Source organism: Caldisphaera sp., from assembly GCF_023256325.1.
Classification (GTDB): Archaea; Thermoproteota; Thermoprotei_A; order Sulfolobales; family Acidilobaceae; genus Caldisphaera.
This window is the reverse complement of record NZ_JAGDXI010000016.1, coordinates 18,072-41,229: the sequence shown is the minus strand read 5'-3', so window position 1 is coordinate 41,229 and position 23,158 is coordinate 18,072. Positions and strand designations below refer to the sequence as shown.

Annotated in this window: 25 protein-coding genes; 9 read left to right on the top strand and 16 right to left on the bottom strand. The window is 31.7% G+C overall.

The annotated features are described in order from the left end of the window. Positions 1-69: 69 nt before the first annotated feature. From Q0C16_RS02605 to Q0C16_RS02590, 4 genes are read right to left on the bottom strand one after another with little or no spacing between them, the layout of a single operon-like run. Positions 70-1,131 (bottom strand): phosphoesterase, encoded by a 1,062-nt coding sequence (locus Q0C16_RS02605; protein WP_292319484.1) that lies wholly within the window; start codon positions 1,129-1,131, stop codon positions 70-72. A gap of 24 nt (positions 1,132-1,155) precedes the next feature. Continuing rightward, a complete protein-coding gene (locus tag Q0C16_RS02600; protein WP_292319483.1) occupies positions 1,156-2,244 on the bottom strand; it encodes an MFS transporter in 1,089 nt (362 codons plus the stop codon). 4 nt (positions 2,245-2,248) lie between these two features. Beyond that, entirely contained in the window at positions 2,249-2,614 is a 366-nt protein-coding gene (locus Q0C16_RS02595) for a hypothetical protein (protein WP_292319482.1), read from the bottom strand. 29 nt (positions 2,615-2,643) lie between these two features. Continuing rightward, positions 2,644-2,979, bottom strand: a complete 336-nt coding sequence (locus tag Q0C16_RS02590; RefSeq protein WP_292319481.1) for a helix-turn-helix domain-containing protein — start codon at positions 2,977-2,979, stop codon at positions 2,644-2,646. 102 nt (positions 2,980-3,081) lie between these two features. Here Q0C16_RS02590 and Q0C16_RS02585 point away from each other — a divergent pair, with 102 nt between their 5' ends. Beyond that, a complete protein-coding gene (locus tag Q0C16_RS02585) occupies positions 3,082-3,501 on the top strand; it encodes a DoxX family protein (protein WP_292319480.1) in 420 nt (139 codons plus the stop codon). Here the strand turns inward: Q0C16_RS02585 and Q0C16_RS02580 are convergent. The 4 genes from Q0C16_RS02580 to Q0C16_RS02565 are packed head-to-tail and all read right to left on the bottom strand — an operon-like array spanning position 3,496 to position 7,491. Then, complete coding sequence (locus Q0C16_RS02580; RefSeq protein ID WP_292319479.1) at positions 3,496-4,695, bottom strand: Xaa-Pro peptidase family protein; 1,200 nt, start codon at positions 4,693-4,695, stop codon at positions 3,496-3,498. The two genes, Q0C16_RS02585 and Q0C16_RS02580, sit on opposite strands and share 6 nt — an antisense overlap. 26 nt (positions 4,696-4,721) lie before the next feature. Continuing rightward, a complete protein-coding gene (locus Q0C16_RS02575) occupies positions 4,722-5,297 on the bottom strand; it encodes a class I SAM-dependent methyltransferase (RefSeq protein WP_292319478.1) in 576 nt (191 codons plus the stop codon). 53 nt (positions 5,298-5,350) lie between these two features. Then, positions 5,351-6,034 (bottom strand): hypothetical protein, encoded by a 684-nt coding sequence (locus tag Q0C16_RS02570; RefSeq protein ID WP_292319477.1) that lies wholly within the window; start codon positions 6,032-6,034, stop codon positions 5,351-5,353. A gap of 11 nt (positions 6,035-6,045) precedes the next feature. Continuing rightward, complete coding sequence (locus Q0C16_RS02565; protein ID WP_292319476.1) at positions 6,046-7,491, bottom strand: hypothetical protein; 1,446 nt, start codon at positions 7,489-7,491, stop codon at positions 6,046-6,048. Between the two features lie 131 nt (positions 7,492-7,622). On the opposite strand from Q0C16_RS02565, the gene Q0C16_RS02560 reads away from it, so the two are divergent. Continuing rightward, a complete protein-coding gene (locus Q0C16_RS02560; RefSeq protein ID WP_292319475.1) occupies positions 7,623-8,063 on the top strand; it encodes a hypothetical protein in 441 nt (146 codons plus the stop codon). Positions 8,064-8,145: 82 nt separating this feature from the next. Here Q0C16_RS02560 and Q0C16_RS02555 read toward each other — a convergent pair whose 3' ends face one another. Continuing rightward, positions 8,146-8,613, bottom strand: a complete 468-nt coding sequence (locus Q0C16_RS02555) for a RecB-family nuclease (protein ID WP_292319474.1) — start codon at positions 8,611-8,613, stop codon at positions 8,146-8,148. A gap of 107 nt (positions 8,614-8,720) precedes the next feature. On the opposite strand from Q0C16_RS02555, the gene Q0C16_RS02550 reads away from it, so the two are divergent. Next, positions 8,721-10,109, top strand: coding sequence for an aminoacyl--tRNA ligase-related protein (locus tag Q0C16_RS02550; protein ID WP_292319473.1), 1,389 nt, complete (start codon positions 8,721-8,723; stop codon positions 10,107-10,109). A gap of 33 nt (positions 10,110-10,142) precedes the next feature. Here Q0C16_RS02550 and Q0C16_RS02545 read toward each other — a convergent pair whose 3' ends face one another. After that, positions 10,143-10,646, bottom strand: coding sequence for an archaellin/type IV pilin N-terminal domain-containing protein (locus tag Q0C16_RS02545; RefSeq protein WP_292319472.1), 504 nt, complete (start codon positions 10,644-10,646; stop codon positions 10,143-10,145). 327 nt (positions 10,647-10,973) lie between these two features. Between Q0C16_RS02545 and Q0C16_RS02540 the strand changes: the two genes are divergently transcribed. From Q0C16_RS02540 to Q0C16_RS02520, 5 genes are all read left to right on the top strand, one after another. After that, positions 10,974-13,412 (top strand): valine--tRNA ligase, encoded by a 2,439-nt coding sequence (locus Q0C16_RS02540; protein ID WP_292319471.1) that lies wholly within the window; start codon positions 10,974-10,976, stop codon positions 13,410-13,412. A 98-nt stretch (positions 13,413-13,510) separates the two neighbouring features. After that, positions 13,511-14,821: a dihydrolipoyl dehydrogenase gene (gene lpdA / locus Q0C16_RS02535; RefSeq protein ID WP_292319470.1), complete on the top strand. Its 1,311-nt coding sequence runs from the start codon at positions 13,511-13,513 to the stop codon at positions 14,819-14,821. A 90-nt stretch (positions 14,822-14,911) separates the two neighbouring features. After that, positions 14,912-15,838: a malate dehydrogenase gene (locus tag Q0C16_RS02530; protein ID WP_292319469.1), complete on the top strand. Its 927-nt coding sequence runs from the start codon at positions 14,912-14,914 to the stop codon at positions 15,836-15,838. A gap of 96 nt (positions 15,839-15,934) precedes the next feature. Beyond that, positions 15,935-16,360, top strand: coding sequence for a Fur family transcriptional regulator (locus tag Q0C16_RS02525; protein ID WP_292319468.1), 426 nt, complete (start codon positions 15,935-15,937; stop codon positions 16,358-16,360). Positions 16,361-16,408: 48 nt separating this feature from the next. Then, complete coding sequence (locus Q0C16_RS02520; protein WP_292319467.1) at positions 16,409-17,425, top strand: acyl-CoA thioesterase; 1,017 nt, start codon at positions 16,409-16,411, stop codon at positions 17,423-17,425. Here Q0C16_RS02520 and tgtA read toward each other — a convergent pair. Further along, positions 17,422-18,903 (bottom strand): tRNA guanosine(15) transglycosylase TgtA, encoded by a 1,482-nt coding sequence (gene tgtA / locus Q0C16_RS02515; RefSeq protein WP_292319466.1) that lies wholly within the window; start codon positions 18,901-18,903, stop codon positions 17,422-17,424. The two genes, Q0C16_RS02520 and tgtA, sit on opposite strands and share 4 nt — an antisense overlap. Positions 18,904-18,920: 17 nt before the next feature. After that, positions 18,921-19,367: an Lsm family RNA-binding protein gene (locus Q0C16_RS02510; RefSeq protein ID WP_292319465.1), complete on the bottom strand. Its 447-nt coding sequence runs from the start codon at positions 19,365-19,367 to the stop codon at positions 18,921-18,923. 92 nt (positions 19,368-19,459) lie between these two features. Here Q0C16_RS02510 and Q0C16_RS02505 point away from each other — a divergent pair, with 92 nt between their 5' ends. Then, positions 19,460-19,888, top strand: coding sequence for a thioesterase family protein (locus Q0C16_RS02505; protein ID WP_292319464.1), 429 nt, complete (start codon positions 19,460-19,462; stop codon positions 19,886-19,888). A gap of 17 nt (positions 19,889-19,905) precedes the next feature. Here the strand turns inward: Q0C16_RS02505 and Q0C16_RS02500 are convergent, their stop codons facing one another. Genes Q0C16_RS02500 through Q0C16_RS02485 form a run of 4 tightly spaced genes read right to left on the bottom strand, consistent with a single transcriptional unit; the run spans position 19,906 to position 23,093 of the window. Continuing rightward, positions 19,906-20,907 (bottom strand): hypothetical protein, encoded by a 1,002-nt coding sequence (locus tag Q0C16_RS02500; RefSeq protein WP_292319463.1) that lies wholly within the window; start codon positions 20,905-20,907, stop codon positions 19,906-19,908. Continuing rightward, a complete protein-coding gene (locus Q0C16_RS02495) occupies positions 20,885-21,325 on the bottom strand; it encodes a hypothetical protein (RefSeq protein ID WP_292319462.1) in 441 nt (146 codons plus the stop codon). Before Q0C16_RS02495 ends, Q0C16_RS02500 begins: the two co-directional genes overlap by 23 nt. A gap of 55 nt (positions 21,326-21,380) precedes the next feature. Further along, positions 21,381-22,286, bottom strand: coding sequence for a hypothetical protein (locus Q0C16_RS02490; RefSeq protein WP_292319461.1), 906 nt, complete (start codon positions 22,284-22,286; stop codon positions 21,381-21,383). A gap of 9 nt (positions 22,287-22,295) precedes the next feature. Next, entirely contained in the window at positions 22,296-23,093 is a 798-nt protein-coding gene (locus tag Q0C16_RS02485; protein WP_292319460.1) for a type II secretion system F family protein, read from the bottom strand. Positions 23,094-23,158 lie beyond the last annotated feature (65 nt).

Here is a 23,158-nt window from a genome sequence, read left to right as displayed (position 1 = left end):
CCTAACTAATTTTAGCTCCAGTAGAGTATTCGTGAGATCGCTTCTATATAAGCTTTTCTCTAGTATTTCTCATGAATTATCTTCTTGCAATGATTGTATAGATGCCTTCCTCAATGCTTCCTCTAAATTCCTAATGGTTACTTCAGGTTTGACCTTAGCCACAGCTATATTTCCATGGCCTCCAACATCTTCTGTTATACCCATAGAGAACAAATTCTTCATTATCTTTAATGCTTCCCCCTTACCGCTCCTTATTATTAAAAGCCTAACATTATCTTCTTTCTTCTCAGCTAGTAGAGCGGTTGTTACCTTTAATATTTTAAAAATAGCTGAAGTTAAAGCGGATGCTCCACTCTTATTCCATTTATCCCTTGCATCTATAAACTTTATATAACCTAAATTTTTTGCTGACATAGCTAGTTCCATAGCTTTTTCTTTAATTTCTCTATCACTCTCTTTAGATACCTCAAACCCTAACTCTATAACATTTTTGAAATCATCTTCACTACTTTGTTTTAATAAAGACTGTTCAAAGGGTAATGGATTTGAAGCCCATTCAACGTATTTTTCCCATATGCTCTTATCCTTGCTTTGGTTCAAAGCCTTTGATATGGATGCTGCGAGCTTTACTATACCTTCAGGAACTTGTTGTTTATTCCTAAGCCAACCCCCTCCTTCCAATGTACCTATAGCATCTACCAAATTTGATAGTCTAGGTGTAAGCTTAACATTAAGCCCATCTAAGAACCTCCTAACCAATATAGCTGTTGGGCTCTTACCTAATATGGCTAATGCATTGTATTTTGTCTCTATATTGTTCATATTTTCAAGAGTTACTGGATGGTGGTCAAAGTAGTATATCTTCGGCTTACATCCCCTAGAATATAAATCGTCTAGGGCCTTGCTTACTTCTTGAGAAAATGGTATGTCTAGTATGATTAAAATATCCCAACACTTTTCCTTAAAGGCATGCTCTAGCTCTCTAGGCCCTGATGGTATTAACTCTACCTTCCTTTTTCCTTTAACTGGAAAAATACCAAGTTTTTCTTGAGAATATACTATGGCAGCAGCAGCTATTACTCCATCAGCATCCCAGTCTGCTATTACTGCTATCTTTTCGTTTCCTTCCATTACTTCCACAACCTTTTTTTGAATTTATAATTTTTTAATTAACACTACCGGTATAATAGTTGAGGCAAGCAATATATATAAAGATAACTTTAGATTTATAGACATGGCTAATGAAAATATTGGAGAAACCCATACCCCTATAACCATGTTTATCAAGTTTATTATTGATAATGATAATGACTCGTTTATTGAATTTAATTCATCAATTGCTAACGCATAATAAATGCTTGTCGTAACATTAACAAAAATGCCATTTAAAAGTGATGCAAAAGCCATAAAATATATTCCTAGTATGCCATATAGAGGATAAGTAATACCTGTTAAAGCAGCCATTAATAAAATTGAATTAAACTTATTCCTCTTCTCAAATAATGAAGTTAAAGAACCTCCTATAATGTTCCCAAGGAAATATAAGGAAACTAATGGGCTTACTCTATATGAGCTAATCTTATATAATTCTGACGCAAAAGAAGGAATTAATGTACCAACAGCATAGCTACTTCCCCAAATACCTGATGTGGCTATTCCTAAAATTATTAGCTTTTTATCAAAAACCATTTTGTTTTTAGATGAAAGCTTAATATCTTTAACAAAAAACAAGTTTTCTAAAAAGGCTACTAGCCCTATTAGACCTCCTATAAATGTTGCCTCCCTCCAACCTAAAAGAGCATCTACCAAACCCCAAGATAACCCTATTAGACCTCCTATACTAAAAGCTGCATTATATAAGCCCATTAAGGTTGCTGACCTTTCTTTATTTGAATATACTAAAACAGCTGCTGCAGGGGAAAAATATAGGCCTGCTCCTAGACCTGCCAAGATTCTTAATAATATTGCATAAATAAACTTGTTTGTAAACGGCACTAAAATGTCAGATAATGACAATATAAATAAACCTATTAAAAATGTCTTTTTAGGTGAAATTTTAGATGAAAGATATGCAGCAGGTATTTGGGTTATTGCTGCACCTATTATAAATGCAAATGGTAGAAAGCCTATTAATCCCTTGCTTACATTTTCAGCTTCTGCTATGGCTAATGTTGCAGGAGCTAATATATACCATTGAGCAGCATAGATAGTCCTAGAAAAATATATTGATAGCTCTTGTCTCAATTTATCACCTTCTTTTTAAATATTTTATTATTTGATATATTATTTCAGCAAAAACTATGATTTGGACAAAATCTATATCTATTGATATATGTCCATTACCTCTTTCTATTATCAAAAAAGGTAAAACTAAGGGATGAGAAAATAAAGTTATTATAGACCCTATATCTCCTCCTACCATTAATCCTAAGAAAATAAACCTTGAATTGGGGTATATTAAAGCTGAGATGATATAAAGAAGGAAGCCTATTGTTATTGTTAATCCAATTATCATAGGTATACCTGATATTCCTAAAATTAACCCTGTAATCAAACCCAACGCAACTAATATTATCATCATTAACCTTAATTCTTTTTGCAACTCTAGCTCCAAGGAGTTCAGAATTAAATGAAAATAAAAATTTATACTTTAAGAGATTTTTCTAATGTTTCCTCATTAGATAGATACCATGATGCCAATTGATCTAATATTTTATATAGTTCTTCTCCTTTTTGAGTTAATCTATATAATACCTTTGGAGGTTTACTAGGGATTACTTCCCTTTTTATTATGCCCATTCCTTCAAGCTCTGTAAGCCTTTCAACTAGGCTAGAAGGGCTAATACTCCCTATTCTATTTCTTAGTTCATTAAAACCGCTACCTTTAGAAACACCTAAATTGTAAACAACTGCTAGAGTCCACTTCTTAGCAAGTCTTTCCCATAAATTCTGTGTTAGCTCGCATTTCTCTTGCCCCATTTTTATCACTTCGCTTCAGAAAAGCTACTACATACAGTAATAGTTGCTAGTATATATTTAGTATTTTGAATATAAAATAATAAAAAGAGCTAGGTGATAGAAATGAATTACTTATTTGGCGCATCCCTTGGAATATTTATCATTAGATTACTCATGGGTATAAATATGATTGGACACTCGCTTCCCAAGCTTAAAGATCTGAAAGGGGTAGCAAAGTTCATGAAAGGTGCTGGAGTTCCTGAAGGTTTAACCTACGCAACGGCTTTGCTAGAATTGGTGGGAGGAATAGCATTAATATTCGGTTTTCTAACTAGGATAGCTGCTATATTGTTTTTATTACAGTTTTTATCTATAGTTTTATATGTTAAAGGAATAAAAATGAAATCTCCGTATCTAATGATAAATAACCCGGCTGCATCGGAAATTGACGTTATATATTTAATTATATCATTAGTGCTAATAATAACAGGCCCCGGAATATATTCAATAGATTATATACTAAAAATACCATTTTATTTATAATATTAACTCTTCCTCATCAGGGAAGTTAGTTAGCAATTCATTGCCATTTTTTGTTACTAAAACTGTATCGCTGTGCCTAAATCCTCCGTAATTATTGTATATCCCAGGCTCTATGCTTACCACCATACCTGGCTTTAATTCTACATTATAGCCGATATCTAAAAATGGAGGTTCATGACCTTCTAAACCCAAACCATGACCTGTATGATGTCTTAAAAATTCTTCTACTTTTAGCTTTTTAGCTTTTTCCATAACTGCTTTATCAACTTCAGACGCACTTATATTAGGTCTCAATGCGTTAAAGGCTTCCTCTCTTAACTCAAGCATTTTATTAAAATAATTTAGAATTCTTTCATTTGGTTTTCCAAATATTAAGGTTCTTTCAAGCTCAGAGTAATACCCTCCTATTTCCGGTCCTGCACCTATTCCTAGAATATCACCTTTTCTTATAGATCTTTCACTTACTAATGCGTGAGGATAAGAGGAGAACTCTCCTACTTGCCCTCTAAAACCAACAACCATTCCAACAGATTCTCTTAAAGGTAAATAAGGGGAATATTGTTTATTCATTTCATGAAGTACCTTCATACTGGCATCGAGAGCTATTTCCCAATCCCATTTATTTTCTTCTATTAAATCCATAGCAATCTTTATTGATCTTGCGGCCCATTTTCCACTTTCTTTTATTAGTTCTATCTCTTCATTTGATTTAATTAGTCTCATTTCATTTATTATTTCCCCTAAATTATCTACTTTAATACCTTCTTTCTGCAATAAATCAGAAAGCTTTGGTCCTTTATAGCCCCATATCGGATTTGCTCCTATTGAATTATCAGTTGCAAGACTTTTTATTTTGAATTCCTTTATTATATCAACTACTTTATTCAATGGATGAACTTCACCAGGATAATCAAAATAATAATAAATTTGATTTATTATATTTCCTGCAATTGAATTCCTGTATTCTAAATGATTTTTTTCTACAGATGGAGAAAAAGCTATTGGAGATCCATCAACCGGAATTATTAGAGCGAATGGCCTTTCTGTTGATATTATTGAAATATTTGTTAAATAAAAAATGTTAGTTGGGTTAGTTAGATAGATAGCATCATAATTGCTTTCCTTTATTTTATCTAATACAGAATTTATCCTTTTCATTAACTCTCCTTTACTAATTTTAAAAATCTCTACCACCTATTAAATTAAATTCTTTTAGGCATTTATATCCTTGCCTCCATTAAATAATGATATTTGCCTATTTCTCCCAAATATTTTGCTGAAAAACCATTTTTATTTAAAATATTAATTAACTCATCATGCGAAATTCTCATAAAAATTGGTGGACCTGGAGGACCTCTTATCTTTTTAAACTCCAAAATTATTAACCTACCATTATTTTTTAAAATCCTCTTTATTTCACTTAATACAATTGATTCATTACCCTCATAAAGGATATCATGAAAAACGTTTGCCATAAAAGCCACATCGATAGAATTATCGTCAAGAGGTATCTTTTTTGAAATATCTCCATATACAATTTCAATATTATTTAATTTTTCTCTATCAGCATTTTCTTTCAATATCGTTAATGATTCCTTTGATATATCAACCGCAAAAACCTTTCCATTTTCCCCTATTTCTTTTGCTAAGGGTATAGTAAACCTACCTGTGCCTGAGCCTAAATCCGCAACATAAAATCCTTTTGCTAGGTTTATTTTATTTAAGACTTCTTTAACTATTTCATCACTATCAAATAAATTATGTCTTCCCCAAAATTCTTCTCTCCATGAGTGCACCTAAACCACCTATAAATAATTTATATATAGAAAATAAAAACTTTTGTAAATATTTATTTAGATCTTCTCAATAATAATAAAACTGCTATTGCTATTATAACTACTACAATGCCAATAACCCCATATAATATTATGCCTTTTGTTGTAGGCGATATTGAGGTTGAGGGAGGCGTTGTAGAGGAGGTCGATGTAGAAGAATTTGAGGTAATAGTAGATGTTGAGGTAATAGTTGTAGTAGAAGTAGTTGTGATATTTTGAATTGAATATTCTATTTCAATGTTTCCAGGATATAGACTTATTGTATTTCCATTAATGCCCTGTATTGTTGCATTTGTGTAAATTATAACAGCGTTGCTAGGTAAAATTAGATTTGTGTATGAAGGCAAGTCTATGTCTAGGAAAAATGTCTCACCTTTTTGTATTGCAGCGTTAAAAGAAATAAATGACAAGTTTACTATACTATTATTTTCGACCAAAACGCTAACATTATTTCTATTAATTGTAACTGGTAAGCTTGTATTGCCGCTAACAGCTTCATACGCAGATATATTTCCAGGTATGTTTATAGTCACAACTGTTGGGGCATTAGTAACATTTACTATAAAATAGCCGCTTAGATCACCATACTCATCAATGTACAGTTGGCTATATTGGTAGGATTGATAAGCATGTCCAACTAAAGGCATTAAAAAGATAATAAAAATTAATGAAAGCAGTATTGGTACTTTAATATTCATTATTAACACCGTTATGAATTAACTGTATTTGTTGAATTGCTTAAAACAGTTATTTGGGTTGCATTTACCTCATATATAGCATAGTATTTTCCAGTTATAATACCGTTTATTTTAACGACTTCATTTGGATATATGGTTCCATTTATTTGCGTTGACTTGGAAACATTTATTATCATCAATTGCCACATGTGCTCGGTTACAGGCATAAACATCATATTATTTCCTATTGATATTATATGACCAACTATTAAATAGCTGTTTGATGATAGGTTCCAAATAACAAAGCCTTCTATTTCAACGCTTTTACCAATTATTATAGTGTTGTTTATTAATTTAAGCACCATATAGTCCAGTTTATATATTCTATTTGAAATTGGTATGAGCATGTTTGCCATACCTGATGTATTAGATAAGTATTGTTGAGCCTGTATATCATTTTGAATTGATTCGTTTATGAGTTTTAATGCTCCAGTATCATTACCTATATACCATTCCTTAATGGAGAATTTGGTCTCGTTTATTGACTCTTCCATAAGACTTATTGCATTATTTATATTTTGGTTATTTGTCCTAGCAGATACCATATTTAAAGACCTGTTTATAGCCTCTAGATTGATTAAAATTCCCCATAGCTCTTTATTTCTGCCAGACAAATTGAAAACAAACGAAATCTTTTGATTTACTATGAAGTTTTCCAAATTGTTTAAAGCAATTAGTATGTGGGCGTATGTGTTAACGCTTATATTAGTTGAATTAATTTCTTTTTCAACAAGACTTAAAACTGGTGTTACATTAACGTTATAACTGAACTCTGATGTAACATTCCCCATCTCTGACTCAAACATTTTATTCATATTATTAATTTCGTTTTTAATTTTGTTCTTTATAAAGTGGGAAACTCTTTGTTTGGCTACATCTGATATCTTTACTGATGCCTGCATAAGTTCTTGCTTTATCTCTGAAAGAGTTTTAGCCGCTTGGCTTACATTTCCTTCATTTAAATATAATAAAGATTGATTTATTTGAGATAATATCATGTTTTTATATGTTTCATTAAATAATTTGCTCTTGCTAACAAAGTTCTCTATTAGCTTTAATTGTACCTTAATACCTTCAGCCTGTAAAACAGGCGTTACCGTTTCTTTTTTACTTTCCATTTGCTTTGCCAATACCTTCATAGCTAAATGTAAATATATTTGTGCTTGTGTATAGTTGCCTTCATTATATGATGATAGAGCTAATTGATAGTATTTTTGAGCCAATGTAACATTTATACCATTATTTTTAGCAAAGTTAATTGCTTTACTAGTTATATTTAATAGAATTAATGTTGAGTTTTGGTTTTCTGCATTTCCATTATTACTTGAAGGCTGAGCATTTACAAAGGGAAAGATTATAGCCCCTATTACCATCAAAGTCAATAGCAAAGAGGCAATCTTTATGCCAAATCCTTTCACTTTTTATCACCCATCTTAGATTATGTAATTTAAGCTATATTAGGGAACCTCTGGGAAGTGTAGGGAAAGTGTAGGGAATAAATTGCTTAAGTTTTTAAATTTAGATTTAAATAATAAATATGGTGGAAAAAATGAGCAAAAAGAGATCAATATCTGAAATAGTTGCTGTCGTTATGCTAATAATAGTAGCTATCTCAGCCTCTTTACTGTTATATGTTTGGCTAAATGGTTTAATAGGGTCAATGCACTATAATGATCCAGCACTATATGTAAAAATTGAAATTAGTTCAGCTAACATAACGTATAGAAACAATAATTATATAGCTTACGCTTATGTGCAAAATCTAGGATCTCAAACGTCTATAAGCAGCGTTGCAGTTTTATACTACAATAACTCATTAATATTCTTTAATAACACACCATCTGGGAACTTAAATATAAATCCTAAAAGCGTTGGGCTTGTATATGCATCAAACAATACTAAAGTTCATGTTAATCCAGGCACTCCTGTGATTATAGAGGTTATAACTACTAACGGAGTTAAGGCAACTTACCAAACAAATTGGCCGTAAATAGTAAATTACCCCGCCCTTGCAAGCAGGGTCTCTGGTGCTATTAAATGAAATCTTTAAGGAAAACTTATGTTATTTCTATTTAAGCTAAGAATTTTGAATACGCATAAAGCAAGAGGGCAGCTTCGGCAACACTACCAATCTTACCTTTAACCCCTTTTATATAATACGGCTCTCCAAGAGAAATTTCAGAAGGAGAAAATGATGAATCCGATCCATTAAATACAAGCATTAGATCATTGTTAACCGGGGGGTTAACAATATCTATCTCGTCTTTTGAATTCTCTTTATCTATTAATATTACCTTTTTTGGATTGTAGAGATCTATTACATCTTTTAAATCAGGTAAAACAACAACCCCTTTGTTTTCTTTTAAGGATATCTTAAATACCTCAGCAACACCGTTTTGAGCTGCACCTCCGTATGCTTTTGTTATGATTATGTTTTTGTAACCAAAACCAAAGCTAAGCCTAGCCATATCTATAAGTTTTTGCACACTGCTAATATTATGGATTACCGGAATTATTTTTACCTCCATTTCTTCTCCCAAATATAAAAAATCGTTTCAAAATAAAAGCTCATAATTAATAAATAACTCATAGACAATAATGAAAGATTTAAATTTTAATCTAATAAAAATTTAAGAGGTGTAAAATTATGAGCGAAAAAGCTGAAAAAAACCACATGGATTATGCATATGACCTAGACATAGCAATAAAGCCTGAAACCAATGTGCCCAAATTGGAGAGAGAATTTGGCTATTATATAGGCATTGGCATACCTCTGTTTAGTTTAGGGGGCGGTTATTTAAGGTCTTCATTATATCAAATACTAACTAATTTCCATGCAAGGAGGGGTTATTATATTGCTGAAACCCCATTAATAAGCAGCACTTCGCTTTTTGAAGTATCAGGCCATATGGGGTATTATAAGCAAAACATGTATGTCTTTCATCTAGAAGATAAAGATTATGCTGTCAAACCAATGAATTGTCCTTTCCATTTAATGATATTCTTGAATGAACTTGGCAAATATAGGGGTAAAATACAGCTACCTTTTAAGGTATTTGAGTTAGGAAGGGTTCATAGGCTAGAGCCAAGTGGGAGCGTTTTCGGTTTATTAAGGGCAAGGGCTTTTACCCAAGATGATGCCCATATAATAACCCCTGAAAAAGATGCTGTAAAAGTCGTTACTGATGTATTTGATGAAATGATAACCATATATTCCAAACTTTTTAAGATAAAAGTTTCACCAGAGACCATAAAAATAAGATTAAGCGTATCTGATAGAAGCAAAATAGGAACTGAATTTATGGGAAGTCTAGATGAATGGGAAAAGGCTGAGGAATTTTTGGAAAAGGCTGCAGAAAAAATAGGGAAAGATTATGGGATCTCATTTATAAAAGGTATTGGGGAAGCAGCATTTTATGGACCTAAAATTGATGTTATAGTTAAGATGGAAGATAACAAGGAGTGGCAACTAGGAACTATACAGTTTGATTTTAACTTAGCAAGGAGATTTAAGATTTATGATATGGTAAAAGAAGTTTTCGGTGATATAAACGTTTATGTTATACATAGAGCTTTACTTGGATCTATTGAGAGGTTTTTGGGTGTTTATTTAGATAACTATAAAGGTAGGTTGCCATTTTCCATATCACCTCTACAATTCGCAGTATTGGCAATAAAAGCTGGAGATGAGAGTGATGAAAAAGTTGAAGATGTAGCTAAAGGTATACATAAAGAGCTTATTAAAAATGGATTTAGGTCTGGATATAAAGAGACTAGCAGGACCAGCTTATCAGGAGATGTTAGACAAATAGAGACTACTGCAAAGCCTCCAATAATAATTTATGTTGGTAAAAAAGAAGTTGAAAGCAAAAAGATAACTGTATCTGTTTATGATGGGAAAAGGGTTGAAAAGAAAGTTGAAATTGATAAAATAGATGAAAATATTGATAAAATAGTTAATGATTTAGAAAAAGATGTATTAAATATATCTGGTAATATACCTAAAATACCTGGTGATTTAAGCTATTTAATATAAAAAAGAAAATAAAAATAAAGTAATTATTTAGGTTTAAGGCCATGTTAGTTGATAAGTTGCCTGAACCCCATTTGTTGTTGTTACCTCAACAATAATTGGAGTACCCGCTGACGGTACTTGAGAAGAGCTTGCCCTATAAACCACTGGTTCTACTGTGTTAGCTGGTATAGAAATAGACGATGTTTGCGTGCCGCCGTTAACACTGCTATATAACGTTGAACCACCAAATAATGTTGCCCCATTGCTAGCATTTAAAACATATAAGGCATTTATTGTTACGGGGCTAGAACCAGAATTTAATACATAAGCAGTTACGTACCAAGTGCTGCTACTGAAATTTATAACAACAGCATTTATGCTAATTCTTTCAGTTAGGGCAGGATTTGATGAATGTACTGAACCAACTAATCCGCTTAGCCACAAATAAATCAATACTGCTGCAGCTATAGCAATTAAAATAAGCATGACAACCGCTACTATATCAGATATTGCCTTATTATTTTTTCTCATACTTAAACCTTTAATCGTATATTTCATGATATACGAACACCTCTTTTATTCGCTATTCTTTAATTTTTCTGTAACATATTTAAACTTAACTCCGTAATAATACAAAAAATATGAGAATAACTTAATAATTGTTAAGAGGTTTTAAAATTAAATTTTAGGCAAGAAAATAATAGATTGCTATAGCAATTACTAATAAATTAAAATACCTATCAGTGTTTTATAATCCTATTATTTTTTCTAAACAATACTGTTCTTTGACTTTTTACATTTTTTATATTAATTTTTAATTTAGGTAGAACTCTGACTTAAATAAATTTTTAATTTAATGATTTCCTAGTAATCCAGGTAACTGAGATGGAAGAGAATAAGGCTAAAATTAATGAAACAAAGTGGGATCCGTCTTTAGAACTATTAATATTAAATGAGTGGGAGAAAAAGAAAAAAGATAATAAAATTGATGAAGCATCAAACAAAATAATAGTTATAGATACACCTCCTCCATATGCAAGTGGAAAATGGCATGTTGGAGGAGCTGCTCATTACTCTCAAATAGACATGATTTCAAGATATTATAGGTTAAAAGGATTCCAAGTAATTTCTCCTTTTTATGCTGATAGAAATGGTTTACCTGTTGAAGTTCAAGTGGAAAAAATTTATAACATAAGAGCAAGAGATATGGCATCTACTCCTGAAGGGAGGAAAAAATTTTTGGATTTATGTAAAGGCTATTTAGATAATGCAGAAAAAGACATAGTTAACGTTTGGAAGAGGCTTGGATGTAGTTTCGACTATTGGAAAGATGGAACTGATAGCGAAAAATACAGAAAGATGACCCAAAAGACCTTTATAGAATTGTTTAAAAAAGGTTTAATTTATGAAGATGAAAGACCTGTAAGATGGTGCCCTAGATGTGGGACTACATTAGCTGAGGCTGAAATTGAATATCAGGAAGAAGAAGGTTACCTTTATTATATAAACTTTAAAATAAAGGGAGAAGAAAAATATGTTACAGTTGCAACAACAAGGCCCGAACTTTTAGCATCTTGCGCTGCATTAATTTATAACCCAAAGGATGAAAGGTATAAAGAGTTAAGAGGAAAGAAAGCCATATCACCATTATATGATGTAGAAATGGAAATAATTGAGCATCCAAGCGTTGATATGGATTTTGGAACTGGATTAATGATGGTCTGTTCTTATGGTGATGAAAATGATATAAGGCTTTTCAAAGAGCTTAACTTAAAGCCTAAGGTATTAATAAGCCCTATAGGAACTATGCTAGAAAATTCAGCTTTCTTATCAGGTCTAACCGTTATGGATGCAAGAAAGAAAATAGTAGAAGAACTTGAAAAGAAAAAAGTTTTAGTTAAAAAGGAAAAAATTAAACATACTATACCAGTTTGTTGGAGATGTAAAACGCCATTGCAGATAATAAACAGAAAAGAATTCTTCTTAAAACAACTTCCATTTAAAGGAGAACTTAAAGAAATTATAAACAAAATTGATATAAGACCTGAAATGCATAAGAAAAAGCTTTTTGATTGGATAGACAGCATATCTATGGACTGGCCTATATCAAGGGATAGATACTATGGAACAGAAATACCTGCTTGGAGATGCACGAATTGTAACTCAATTCTAACACCTGAGCCAGGTAAATACTATAGGCCATGGTTAGATGATGTTCCATTTGATAGATGCCCAGTTTGTAATGCTCCCAAAGAAAAAATAGTTGGAGAAAAAAGAGTTTTTGATACTTGGTTTGACTCAAGCATATCAGTATTATATGTAACAAAATGGGATGAAAACAAAGAATTTTTTGAAAAGGCCATAGAAAACACACTAAGACCACAAGGAGAAGATATAATAAGATCTTGGTTATACTATTCATTATTAAGAGTTTATCAACTAACTAAGAAACCTGCCTTCAAGTACATAAGGATAACTGGAATGGGATTAGATCCTAAAGGAAGACCGATGCATAAATCATTAGGCAATGTCATTGATCCCGATCCCATAGTAAGCAAATATGGAGCTGATGCTTTTAGGTATTGGGCTGCAATATCTGCAAGACTTGGCTATGACTATAGATTTGATGAGAAAAAAGTTATAACTGGGAGAAATTTTGCAACGAAAATATGGAATTTATCTAGATTTATTTCTTCATTCCCATATGAAGATTCTAATTATACTAATTATACAGAAACTGAAAGAGCTTTCTTAGCTCTAACCCAAGATTATATAGAAAGAATTGATAAAGGTTACCAATCCTTAGACATGTTTGAACCTATTAGTCTATTGTATGAATTAATTTGGGATGTGTTTGCATCAAATTATGTTGAATTAGTTAAGAACAGAGCATATAATAGAGAGAAAGAATTTAATGAAGAAGAGCAGAAATCATCTTGGAAAGGCTTACATGAAATCTTTAGATCGTCATTAATTATGCTATCCCCTATAATGCCATTTGTTACATATTACTCTTACAAAATGCTTTATAATAAAGATATAATGGAAGAAAGAGTTCCTGAACCTATGTTTAATAAAGAAGAAAAAGAAAAATTAATGAAAAAAGCTTTAGATATAATAGAAATAAACAAGGAAGTTTGGACCTATAAGAAATCCCATAATATAAGCCTTAACAAACCAATTGAAGGTAAATTAATTATTGCCGATGAAAGCTTATCAGATTTCATAAACGATTTAAAGGCATTACACAAAACAGATTTTATTATAAATAAAAATCCAGAAGGAGAAAAAATTGGAGAAAAGCTATATTTGTTAACAAGATAAATTCATTGCTAAAGATAGCTCAAATTCATTAGACAATATAAAATACTAACAAGCTATTTTTACATGGATAAGAATTAATAGGGATTTAGGTGAAGTAAATGGAGCTCTACGATTTAATAGTTGTTGGGGGAGGCCCTGGAGGTTATCCTGCAGCTATAAGAGCTTCACAATTAGGTTTAAGGGTAGCCTTAATAGAAAAGAACAAGCTTGGAGGGGAATGCACAAATTATGGATGTATACCTACAAAGGCATTAATAAAATCATCTCTTGAAGGTAAGAGCTTTTCATCAGCTATTGAAGAAGCTATAAATGCCTCTGATAAGGTAAGAGAAGGCATTTCATATCTTTTAAAAAACAATAAAATAGATGTTTTTTATTCAAATGCAAACATTAAAGAAAGTGATGATAACTTTATTGAGGAAAACAACGGATTAAGGTCGAAAAAATTAATAATAGCAACGGGCTCAGAGCCTTCAGATCTACCTAATATAAAAGCTGATGGCCAAATAATTCATAATAATAGAACAATTCTTAGCCTAAAAGAATTACCTTCCCGCATTTTAATAGTTGGAGCAGGCTATGTTGGAGTAGAGTATGCAAATGCTTTTTCTTCACTAGGCTCTCAAGTAACTCTAATAGAAGTTATGCCTAAAATACTTCCTAATATAGATGCTGATATATCAAGACTTGCTGAAAGGGCTTTAAAGAGTAAAGGGGTTAAGATATTAAAAAACACAACAATAAAAGAAATTAAAGAAAAAAGAGAAAAATATGTTATAGTAAATATAAATAATGAAAACATGGAATTCGATTCTGTTTTCATATCAGTAGGAAGGAAAACTTTACTACCAAACATAAAAGTTGAAACTGATGAAAAGGGTTTTGTAAAAGTTGATAAATATTTGAGAACTTCCAACCCAAATATTTTCTCTTCAGGAGATGTAACTGGGAATCCAATGCTTGCCCACAAAGCATTTGCTCAAGGAGTTGCTGCCGCGGAGGGCGTTTCAGGAAACCTTAAAGAAATAGACTATAGCATTATACCTAGCGTTATTTTCTCAAAGCCTGAAATATTTTCAGTTGGTTATACATTAACTCAGGCTAATTCTTTGGGGATTCAAGCCAAAGAAACTAAATTACCATTAGGTGGGCTTGCAAGGTCTGTTATAGAAAAAGAAGAGATAGGCTTAATAAAAATAGTCTATGATTCTTCTAATAGAATAATAGGTGTTCATGCAATATCAACATTTGCATCTGAGCTAGCTCTTTCAGCAACTCTTGCAGTTAAGTTAAAAGCAACTCTTGAGGATCTGTCATTTAGCATGCCTCCTCACCCTACTATGTCTGAAGCATTAAAAGAAGTTGCAGAACTCGCATTGAATAGACCAATACACTACGTTAAAGTTTAAAAAGGGATTTAGTAAAAATTCAATACGTCTCATTTATATAAACCTAATTACAGGTTCTAACAATTATAAAATTAGTAGAGGTTGGGAGAATTGATTACAGTAGTAGGTGGAGCAGGAAAGGTTGGGGCAACAACTGGTGCTTTTCTTTTAATGAGAGATGTTGATGATGTAGTATTAATTGATATTTTAAAGGATAAGCCTCAAGGCGAAGCATTGGATTTAGGCCACATGGCTGCAGCCATAGGGTCTAGCAGGAAAGTTATAGGATCAAATGATTATAAAGACATGGCAGGTTCAGATATTGTTATAATTACAGCAGGCTTCCCAAGAAAAGCTGGACAGACGAGAGAAGAGCTGTTAGCAATAAATGCAAAAGTAATGGCAGAAGTATCTGATGCTATTAAAGAATATTCGCCGAAAGCAAAGGTTTTAGTTTTAACAAACCCAAGCGATGCAATGACATACGTAGTTTATAAGAGGCTAAAAGCCCCAAGAAACCAAGTTATTGGTTTTAGTGGATTATTAGATGCTCCAAGATTATCTTATTATGCATCCCAAAAATTAGGTATTAGTCCAGCTTCAATTTTGCCAATTGTTTTAGGTATGCATGGAGAAAACATGTTCCCAGTACCAAGACTATCTATGGTTGGAGGAGTTCCATTAAGCGAACTAATGACAAAGGATCAAATTGATGAAATAGTTAAGAAGACAGTTGGAGCAGGTGCTGAAGTAATTAAATTAAGAGGCTATAGTAGCAACTGGGCTCCAGCAGCTGGGTTAACACTAATGGCAGAAGCAATTAAAAACGATCAGAAGAGAGCAATAATTGCAAGCGTTATTTTACAAGGAGAATATGGAGTTAACGATGTTGTTGCAGAAGTCCCAGTTATATTAGGGAAGAACGGAGTTGAGAAAGTATTAGAAGTCCCACTCAATAACGAAGAACGCCAAGGATTTATGAAGAGTATTGAAGCCGTTAAAAACTTGTTAAGCGCTTTGCCTCCTGAATATAAATAAAACACAATAATAACTACTATTTTTTATTATAAAGAAACTATTTTTTATAAGAAAAAGTTAAAAACTTTCTATGCATAATACTTATGGATGATTAAAATGAAAGAACAAGATATAGACGACCGAATGAAAGACGTGCTAGAAAAACTTAGCGAAAAAGAACTTAGAATGACACCTCAAAGAATACTTATATCAAAAACTATATTAGCTATGGTTAAAAATCATTCATCATTAAAGGAAATATATGATGAAACACAAAAAGTTTTACCTAGGGTGGGTATGTCAACAGTTTATAATACAATAAAGATGTTAGAGTCTTTAAAAATAATAGATACATTTGATATAGACGGGAAAATGAGGATAGACCAAACATTCCCTCATATAAATATTTATTGCAGGAATGAAGATAGTATTATAGATGTTGATGGTCAAGCTATTGAAGAAATTAAACAGGTTTTGTCTAAATATGGAATTAATGTTGATGTAAAAAAGATATTAATAGATGGTAAATGCAACAATTATTAGCAATAAATATATTTAATTTTTATTGCAACTATTCCTATGGGGAAAGTAATGCCATGTAAAAGAAAACTAAGCCCATTTGAAACTAAGTTAACTACATTATTTCAAGTAATGCCTATGCATGCAAACCCATTAGGCATGTTATTTGGAGGAGTTATAGAAGATTGGATGATACAAGTATCAAACATGGAAGCAACTAGGATAGCTAAGAGACCAACCTTATTAGCTGGTATGGATAGCATATTTTTCATATCTCCCGTATTAGTTGGGGAAAATGCAAACATAACTGCTTGGGTTGATTATATAGGAAATACAAGTATAGATGTTAGCTTATTGGTTGAAGCGGAAAATCCTATACTTAATGAAAAGAGGCTAACTACTTTAGCCCACATGACGTATGTAGCTGTAGGTAAAGATTTAAGGCCTGTAATGCTAGATGCTTGCATTGAAGCAAAAACAAAGGAAGAGGAAGAAATATATCAAGATGCTTTAAAGAGGAGAAAAAACAGGGAAAACAGGATAAAGGATAGAAAAGAAAGGGCTTTAGACTCTTCTCCTCCAAGAGGTCTAGATGATAGGTTTACTATAACGAACTATAAAGTTGTTATGCCAGAAGACGCTATGGCATTAAACACTTTATTTGCTGGCAAGCTTATGAGATTATTGGATGAATCAACTGCTTTAGTTGGAACAAGGTACGCTAGAGGCCCTGTTGTTACAGCATCTGTAGACACAACAGATTTTTATTCTCCAGTAATGGTTGGAGAGACTTTAATCATTTACAGCACATTAACAAACATAGGGAAGAGCAGCATGGAAGTTATTGCAAAAGTGGTTAAAAGAGATGAAATTACTGGAGAAGAAAAACACACAACAACAAGCTATTTCACATTAGTTCATGTAGGACCAACGGGTAGGAGCGAACCAATACCAGAATTTAAAGTTACAGAGGATTGGCAGAAAGAAATTATTGCTGAGTCTGAAAAAAGAAGAAATGAAAGGCTTGAAATGCTATCATCATTCAAATCTAATGCAGAAAAGTTCAGACAGCTCATGCAAAAAATCTAACTCCATAAAACCTCTACACCTAATTTTTCAGCTTCAATTCCTACACTATAACTAAATAAAATATTCTTATCTGCAAATACCTTTATTATTTTATTTTGCCTATTCTTTATAATAAACGCTCTAATAGTATTAACTAGTTCATTTTCAACTTCTTTTGGAATTGGATTAACGTAATGAAATTGAGCCGTTGGATATAGACCACAAATTTCATAAGGTATTAAACCTAAGTAAGGAGCGTAATATATTAAATTCATATTTTTTATATCTTCTTTTTTGCAACCTCTATAAGGTTTCATTATAATTCCGTCTTTTCCTTTTATTTCATATTTTGTTAAAACCCATGATTTATAGTTAATAATTCTTGGATTCCAAGTGTTTTCTATTCCATAAAACTTAAGCCCTCTAGGATTTCCCTTATACTTAGGATTAAATCTATCCATATACTTTATATGTTTGCTTAATGATCTTAAGGCGCTTTGCGCTTCTGGTCTATACCTAGAGATCTCAACTAAAAATTCCCAAAGCCTCCCTTCTCTTATTGCTTGTTTAGTTCTATTTATTGATTTTTTAATTGCATATAAGTTATGTATTGATAAAAGCTTCCTTCTCTCTTTTACATCCATTTCCATTAAATCCTTAGGGGTATATTTAGAACAAACTGGACAATTGCAAGGAAAATACTCTAAATCCTCTAACTTTTCAGTTCCATAATCCGTTATATATCTATCATCTTTTGCATATAATTCATATGAAGCGGAATCAAATGTATCTACACCCATTGCTATGGCAAATGGAAAAATTAATGGATGACCTCCTCCAAAAAGGTGTAAAGGTTTTTCTGGAGGTAAGTATTTCTTTGCAGTCGCTATCATATCTATTATAAGATTATAACCATACTTTTCAAGAAAAACTGTTGGGCTACCAATAGCAAACATCTCAAATGGGAGATTTGATGATTCTCTGGCACTTTTTTCAACTAAATTTAAATATTTTCCTCCTTGTATAGGAAGGACCCAAATAGTTTTATCATCTTTTAATTTAACTGCATCGTAAGCATTTTTTAATGTTTCTTCAACACTCTCTTCAGCTTCCTTTAAATCAGTGTCTCCTGTTGGCTTATCTAAAATAACAGCAATATCACTTCCAATAGCTTTTTCAAAGTTCATAACTGTTTCCTGGTTGACATCAATACTCCCATATTTTAATACCTGATATGCCCCCGAATCAGTCATTATTACTTTATCAAATCCTAATACCTTATGAATTCCTTCACTAATTACTTTTTCCCCAAATCTCTTATATGATAAATAAGCATTTGTTATAATTTGATTAAATCCCATCTCTTCGATTTCCTTTATTCCAACATCTTGCTTCAAAGGATCTATAACTGGGAAAAATGCAGGAGTTTCTATAATCCCCCTATTTGTTTTTAAAATTCCTATTCTACCAGCTAATTCAAAATCCTTTATAATAAACATTAATTAAAACACCGTTGTTATTGATTAATTCCTTTCGTCCTCAAATATTCTCTAAATATGCTGTATATCTTTTGGGCCAAAGGACCTGAACCTTCAACACCATCTTTAGAAACCTTTATGTTTTTACCAATTTCAACCACATTTATATCATCATAAACTTTTATTAAATGCTTTTCAATATTACCAAACCTAGTTAAAAACTCTGAAAACTCCTTTGCATTAAAAATCTCACTTTCCCCAATTAAAATCTCACTTATACTTCCCCCATAAATTATAGAAACAGGCCATAAATTTCCTTCATTATCTTTAGCTGATTCTAGCATAACGCTGTAAGTTGCAGGATCATAACCTGTTAGCTTTCCTACATAATATCTACCATTGGTTAGCTTTATTGTAACGCTCCTGTCTAGCAATGAATTTAAACGTGAAACGAATCTCCTTGCTGGCTCTGGCGACGCTGACATTTCTTGCACCTATCTTTTTCTATATTTCTCTAAATATTAGGTTTTTCTATCTAATAGAAAACTTTTAATTCCCTTAATTTTTTTCAAAATTGGTGATAAATGTGAAGCCTATATTTTCAGCGAAATACAGAGTTTATTGGAGTGAGACGGATGCAGCTATAATGATGCACTTTTCTAATTTCTTTAGAGTATGTGAAAGAACTGAAGAAGACTTCTTTGCATCATTAAATATTTCACAAAAAGGAGAAGTTGGTAAAAGATTACTAATGCCGAGAGTTCATGCTGAGTGTGATTACAAAAACCCATTAAGGCCAGGAGACTTATATAGCGTTAATATAACTGAAATTTTGTTGGGAAAAAGTAGTATAAGGTATACATACGAGATACATAATGAAAGCAGCAATCAATTATCGGCAATATGTAAAATTGTTGCAGTAGTATATGATGAAATAAATAACAAATCAATGGAAATACCTCAAGAATTGAGGAAAAAACTTATTGAGATGGGAGCCAAGGAATAGATAACAATTCGTCTTAATTATGATGTTTGATAACAATTATATGTTATGCTTATGTTAGTGTTTTGATTAACAAATATTATACCATTAGATGGATTAGCGTAACATGTAAAATTATAATATTTGTTTTTATTAATAGTGATCCAAAAATATAGGTTAGATACATTATAGTAATAATAGTATCCTGAGGGAATCTTAATAAACGTAACATTATTTCCATTAGAAAAACTTATAATGGTATAGAATGTAACAGTTTTATGAGTTACTGTCGCAGGTACTGATGTACCTGTACCAGTAATACCTGAGTTTGCTTTTGTATTTAAATCAAAAGATACACTCCATGTATAGTTATAGGGGGAATTTGCAGGAGTAAATACTGTTTTATTAAGTATATTGACTTCTGTTATTAAGAAACTAACATTAAAGTATTTATTGGTTATTATTTTACTTACTGGCGGAACAACATATATAACACCAGTTCCTCTTAATGCTGAAAGAATTTGCTGTACATTCTCAACAGGTATCGAAGCTATGGCTTTCCCATTAACAACGCTTACAGAAATACCTATAGGATCACTTTTAACATTGCTTATAATTATTAAAGCCGATGAATTTGGAGCAAGAGAAACTGGTAACGAATTATACGTTGTTATCTTATTATTACTTCCTTTAACTATTATTTGTAAAGAATTGCTACCTCCAGAATATGAATCAAAAGTTATATAACTACCATTTTTTAATATAACTGAAATACCTGATATGTAATAGCTATAAGGATATACCATACCTGAAACATTTATATAAATATTGTTATTTGTATAATTATAATAAGCAAATATATCCTTTTCCATTAAGCTTGCCATTTGTTGTACCTGTATAGAATTCTTTTGAGTAGTTAAAACATTTTGATTGTAATTTATAAGACTAAACATAACTCCTGCTATAATAAATGCTGCTATAATAAATATTATAGTTCCAACTATTGCAGACTGAGATTTTTTACGATGGATTTGCCATTGCATATACCTCTCCTCCGCTATATGATACTGTAACTAATGAAGTCACTGATTTAACGTTTGTACATTTGATAACAGCAACTGCGTCTGGAGGTATGTAATGAGATAAACTATATGAAGTTTTATTAAATAAAATGGAACAGGTATTGATCAATGTGCTATTAATATAAACGCTATTAATCTGTGCCCCCATAGGACCACTATTAAATATAAAGTATAAGTTTCCATTACTTATATAGGAACCCATGGGGACAATGTATTGCTGTAATGCAAGCTGGGCTTGATTATTATTGCTATTGGTTAAGCTAACGAATCCTCCAGCAGCAGATGATAAATAAACTATCAATGTAAATCCAACAGCCAAAGTTATTAGTATCATCATTATTTCTGCAACTATATTGCTAACAGACCTTTTATTTCTCAATGTCTGACCCGATATTTTTTATTTTTATTTAAAGTTTATTAACGTATAACCCAATTTAAATCACAACATGTGATGCTAAACTTAAAGCAACTATCATAGTGAATGTGCCTATTAATATTAAATAAATGAAGTATTCGCTTGTTCTTGGTGCAAAGTCTGATATAACCTTCGCTATAATATAACCTGATGTAGCAGAAACTATTAAAAGTGAATAGAAAAATATTCCTAAAATACCTGGTATATTTATGGTTGCTGTCATAACTCCTGTTAATCCAAATGTTGCATTTTTCTTCAATACCTCAAGCATAACTATGGTCATACCTACTGCGAAGCCATAAACAGCTATGCCTAAAATTATTACTGAAGAATACGATTGCAATCTGTTTTTCAAATAAAATTCCATCCTTTGAAGCTCTGCAGCATACCTGCTTGTGACATTTAAAATATCACTAGCTCTACCTCCACTTCTCGCAGTTGTTAATATAGACGTTAGCAATAACCTTACATCTCTTGGTGAAGAAGAAAAGATTTTCAAAAAAGATCCTTCAAGATCACCTGTCATTTTATACAGAGAGCCAAAAGCAGCTAAATAATCTTTTAAAGGTGGCTCAACCAGCTCTACAGAAGCTAGTATAGCTTGGGAAACTGAAGGTAATGAAGCAGCTACGCTTGGATAAATTTCTAAAAATGATCTTGCCTGCCTTTTTAACTCTAGCATATAATTGCTATACTTCCTTGAATATATTGCGTATGGTAACAATAAAAAAACAAAAAATAAATCCACATATATTATTGTTATCATGGTAGATGGAACAGGTATATTAGAAAAACTTGTAAATACAGGGAATTGAGTTGGAAATAATTTTTTAAATATATAATAGAAAATAAACAAAGATAAAATTCCAGACACGGGAATAAAAATTAAATATTTTAAAGGTCTTGGGGGGCCAACAGTTCTCATCTTCCTCACCTAAAGCTTTAATTTTGATGTTTGATTATCAGCTAGAACAGCTGTTATCAGAGACACTATAGGTATTAGTATAAATATAACTAATATAATTAATGATGTAAAACTTATCGTGCTAACCGGATAAACAGTAAATAACATTCCCATGACTCCTATTAAGACCGGACCCACAATACCAACAACTAAAAAAGATTCCAATAGAGTTCCAATAGACGAGGATATTCTTTCAACCAAAGAATAATAATAATTCAGATAGGAAGATATAGAATCCTGAGCTATTTGAACCAAATCTGCCCCAGCAACAGCTCCTCTTGCAAGGGATTGAGCCAAAAGCTTAAGGCTTGGGGAAGGGGTTATTTTAGATAACCCTTCTAATATTTTAGCAGGATTTTCATTTAAGGTTACATATGTCTTTATATAGTTCATTTCTACGTTAAATTCTTTTAATTCATCAGAATATTTATTAACAAATGTTAAAAGAGCTTGAGAAAGACCTTCTCCACCTGCAAGCAAAGAAGTTAGAGTTGAGGCAAATATATGAAACTTTGCCTCTAAGTCATCTTTTCTTGATGAGTATTTGAAAGATGGAATTAAAATACTTAAGCCAAGAGACAATAAATAACCTAAAACAACTGCTAGAATCGAAATTATTATAATTTTTTCAATGCCGTATTTTCCCGATAGGCCTGAATAAATATAAACAACTTCCCATAATAATGTAGGTAAAAAAAGAAAAATTAAGGTAACTTCTCTTTTACAATAATTATAAAATCCTTTACTTATTCCGGAACCCAAAATCATGTAATCTATCTCAGGGCTTAGTTTTTTTATGAGATTGCATGGTTTTAAATTATAAAATAAATTAT

Bases quoted from the DNA above. Each gene is read 5' to 3' on its own strand.
- Q0C16_RS02570 (WP_292319477.1), bottom strand. From the start codon at position 6,034: ATGAATATTAAAGTACCAATACTGCTTTCATTAATTTTTATTATCTTT.
- Q0C16_RS02490 (WP_292319461.1), bottom strand. From the start codon at position 22,286: ATGAGAACTGTTGGCCCCCCAAGACCTTTAAAATATTTAATTTTTATT.
- Q0C16_RS02510 (WP_292319465.1), bottom strand. From the start codon at position 19,367: ATGTCAGCGTCGCCAGAGCCAGCAAGGAGATTCGTTTCACGTTTAAAT.
- Q0C16_RS02540 (WP_292319471.1), top strand. From the start codon at position 10,974: ATGGAAGAGAATAAGGCTAAAATTAATGAAACAAAGTGGGATCCGTCT.
- Q0C16_RS02520 (WP_292319467.1), top strand. From the start codon at position 16,409: ATGCCATGTAAAAGAAAACTAAGCCCATTTGAAACTAAGTTAACTACA.
- Q0C16_RS02605 (WP_292319484.1), bottom strand. From the start codon at position 1,131: ATGGAAGGAAACGAAAAGATAGCAGTAATAGCAGACTGGGATGCTGAT.
- Q0C16_RS02560 (WP_292319475.1), top strand. From the start codon at position 7,623: ATGAGCAAAAAGAGATCAATATCTGAAATAGTTGCTGTCGTTATGCTA.
- Q0C16_RS02545 (WP_292319472.1), bottom strand. From the start codon at position 10,646: ATGAAATATACGATTAAAGGTTTAAGTATGAGAAAAAATAATAAGGCA.
- Q0C16_RS02500 (WP_292319463.1), bottom strand. From the start codon at position 20,907: ATGCAATGGCAAATCCATCGTAAAAAATCTCAGTCTGCAATAGTTGGA.
- Q0C16_RS02585 (WP_292319480.1), top strand. From the start codon at position 3,082: ATGAATTACTTATTTGGCGCATCCCTTGGAATATTTATCATTAGATTA.
- tgtA (WP_292319466.1), bottom strand. From the start codon at position 18,903: ATGTTTATTATAAAGGATTTTGAATTAGCTGGTAGAATAGGAATTTTA.
- Q0C16_RS02485 (WP_292319460.1), bottom strand. From the start codon at position 23,093: ATGATTTTGGGTTCCGGAATAAGTAAAGGATTTTATAATTATTGTAAA.
- Q0C16_RS02550 (WP_292319473.1), top strand. From the start codon at position 8,721: ATGAGCGAAAAAGCTGAAAAAAACCACATGGATTATGCATATGACCTA.
- lpdA (WP_292319470.1), top strand. From the start codon at position 13,511: ATGGAGCTCTACGATTTAATAGTTGTTGGGGGAGGCCCTGGAGGTTAT.
- Q0C16_RS02525 (WP_292319468.1), top strand. From the start codon at position 15,935: ATGAAAGAACAAGATATAGACGACCGAATGAAAGACGTGCTAGAAAAA.
- Q0C16_RS02590 (WP_292319481.1), bottom strand. From the start codon at position 2,979: ATGGGGCAAGAGAAATGCGAGCTAACACAGAATTTATGGGAAAGACTT.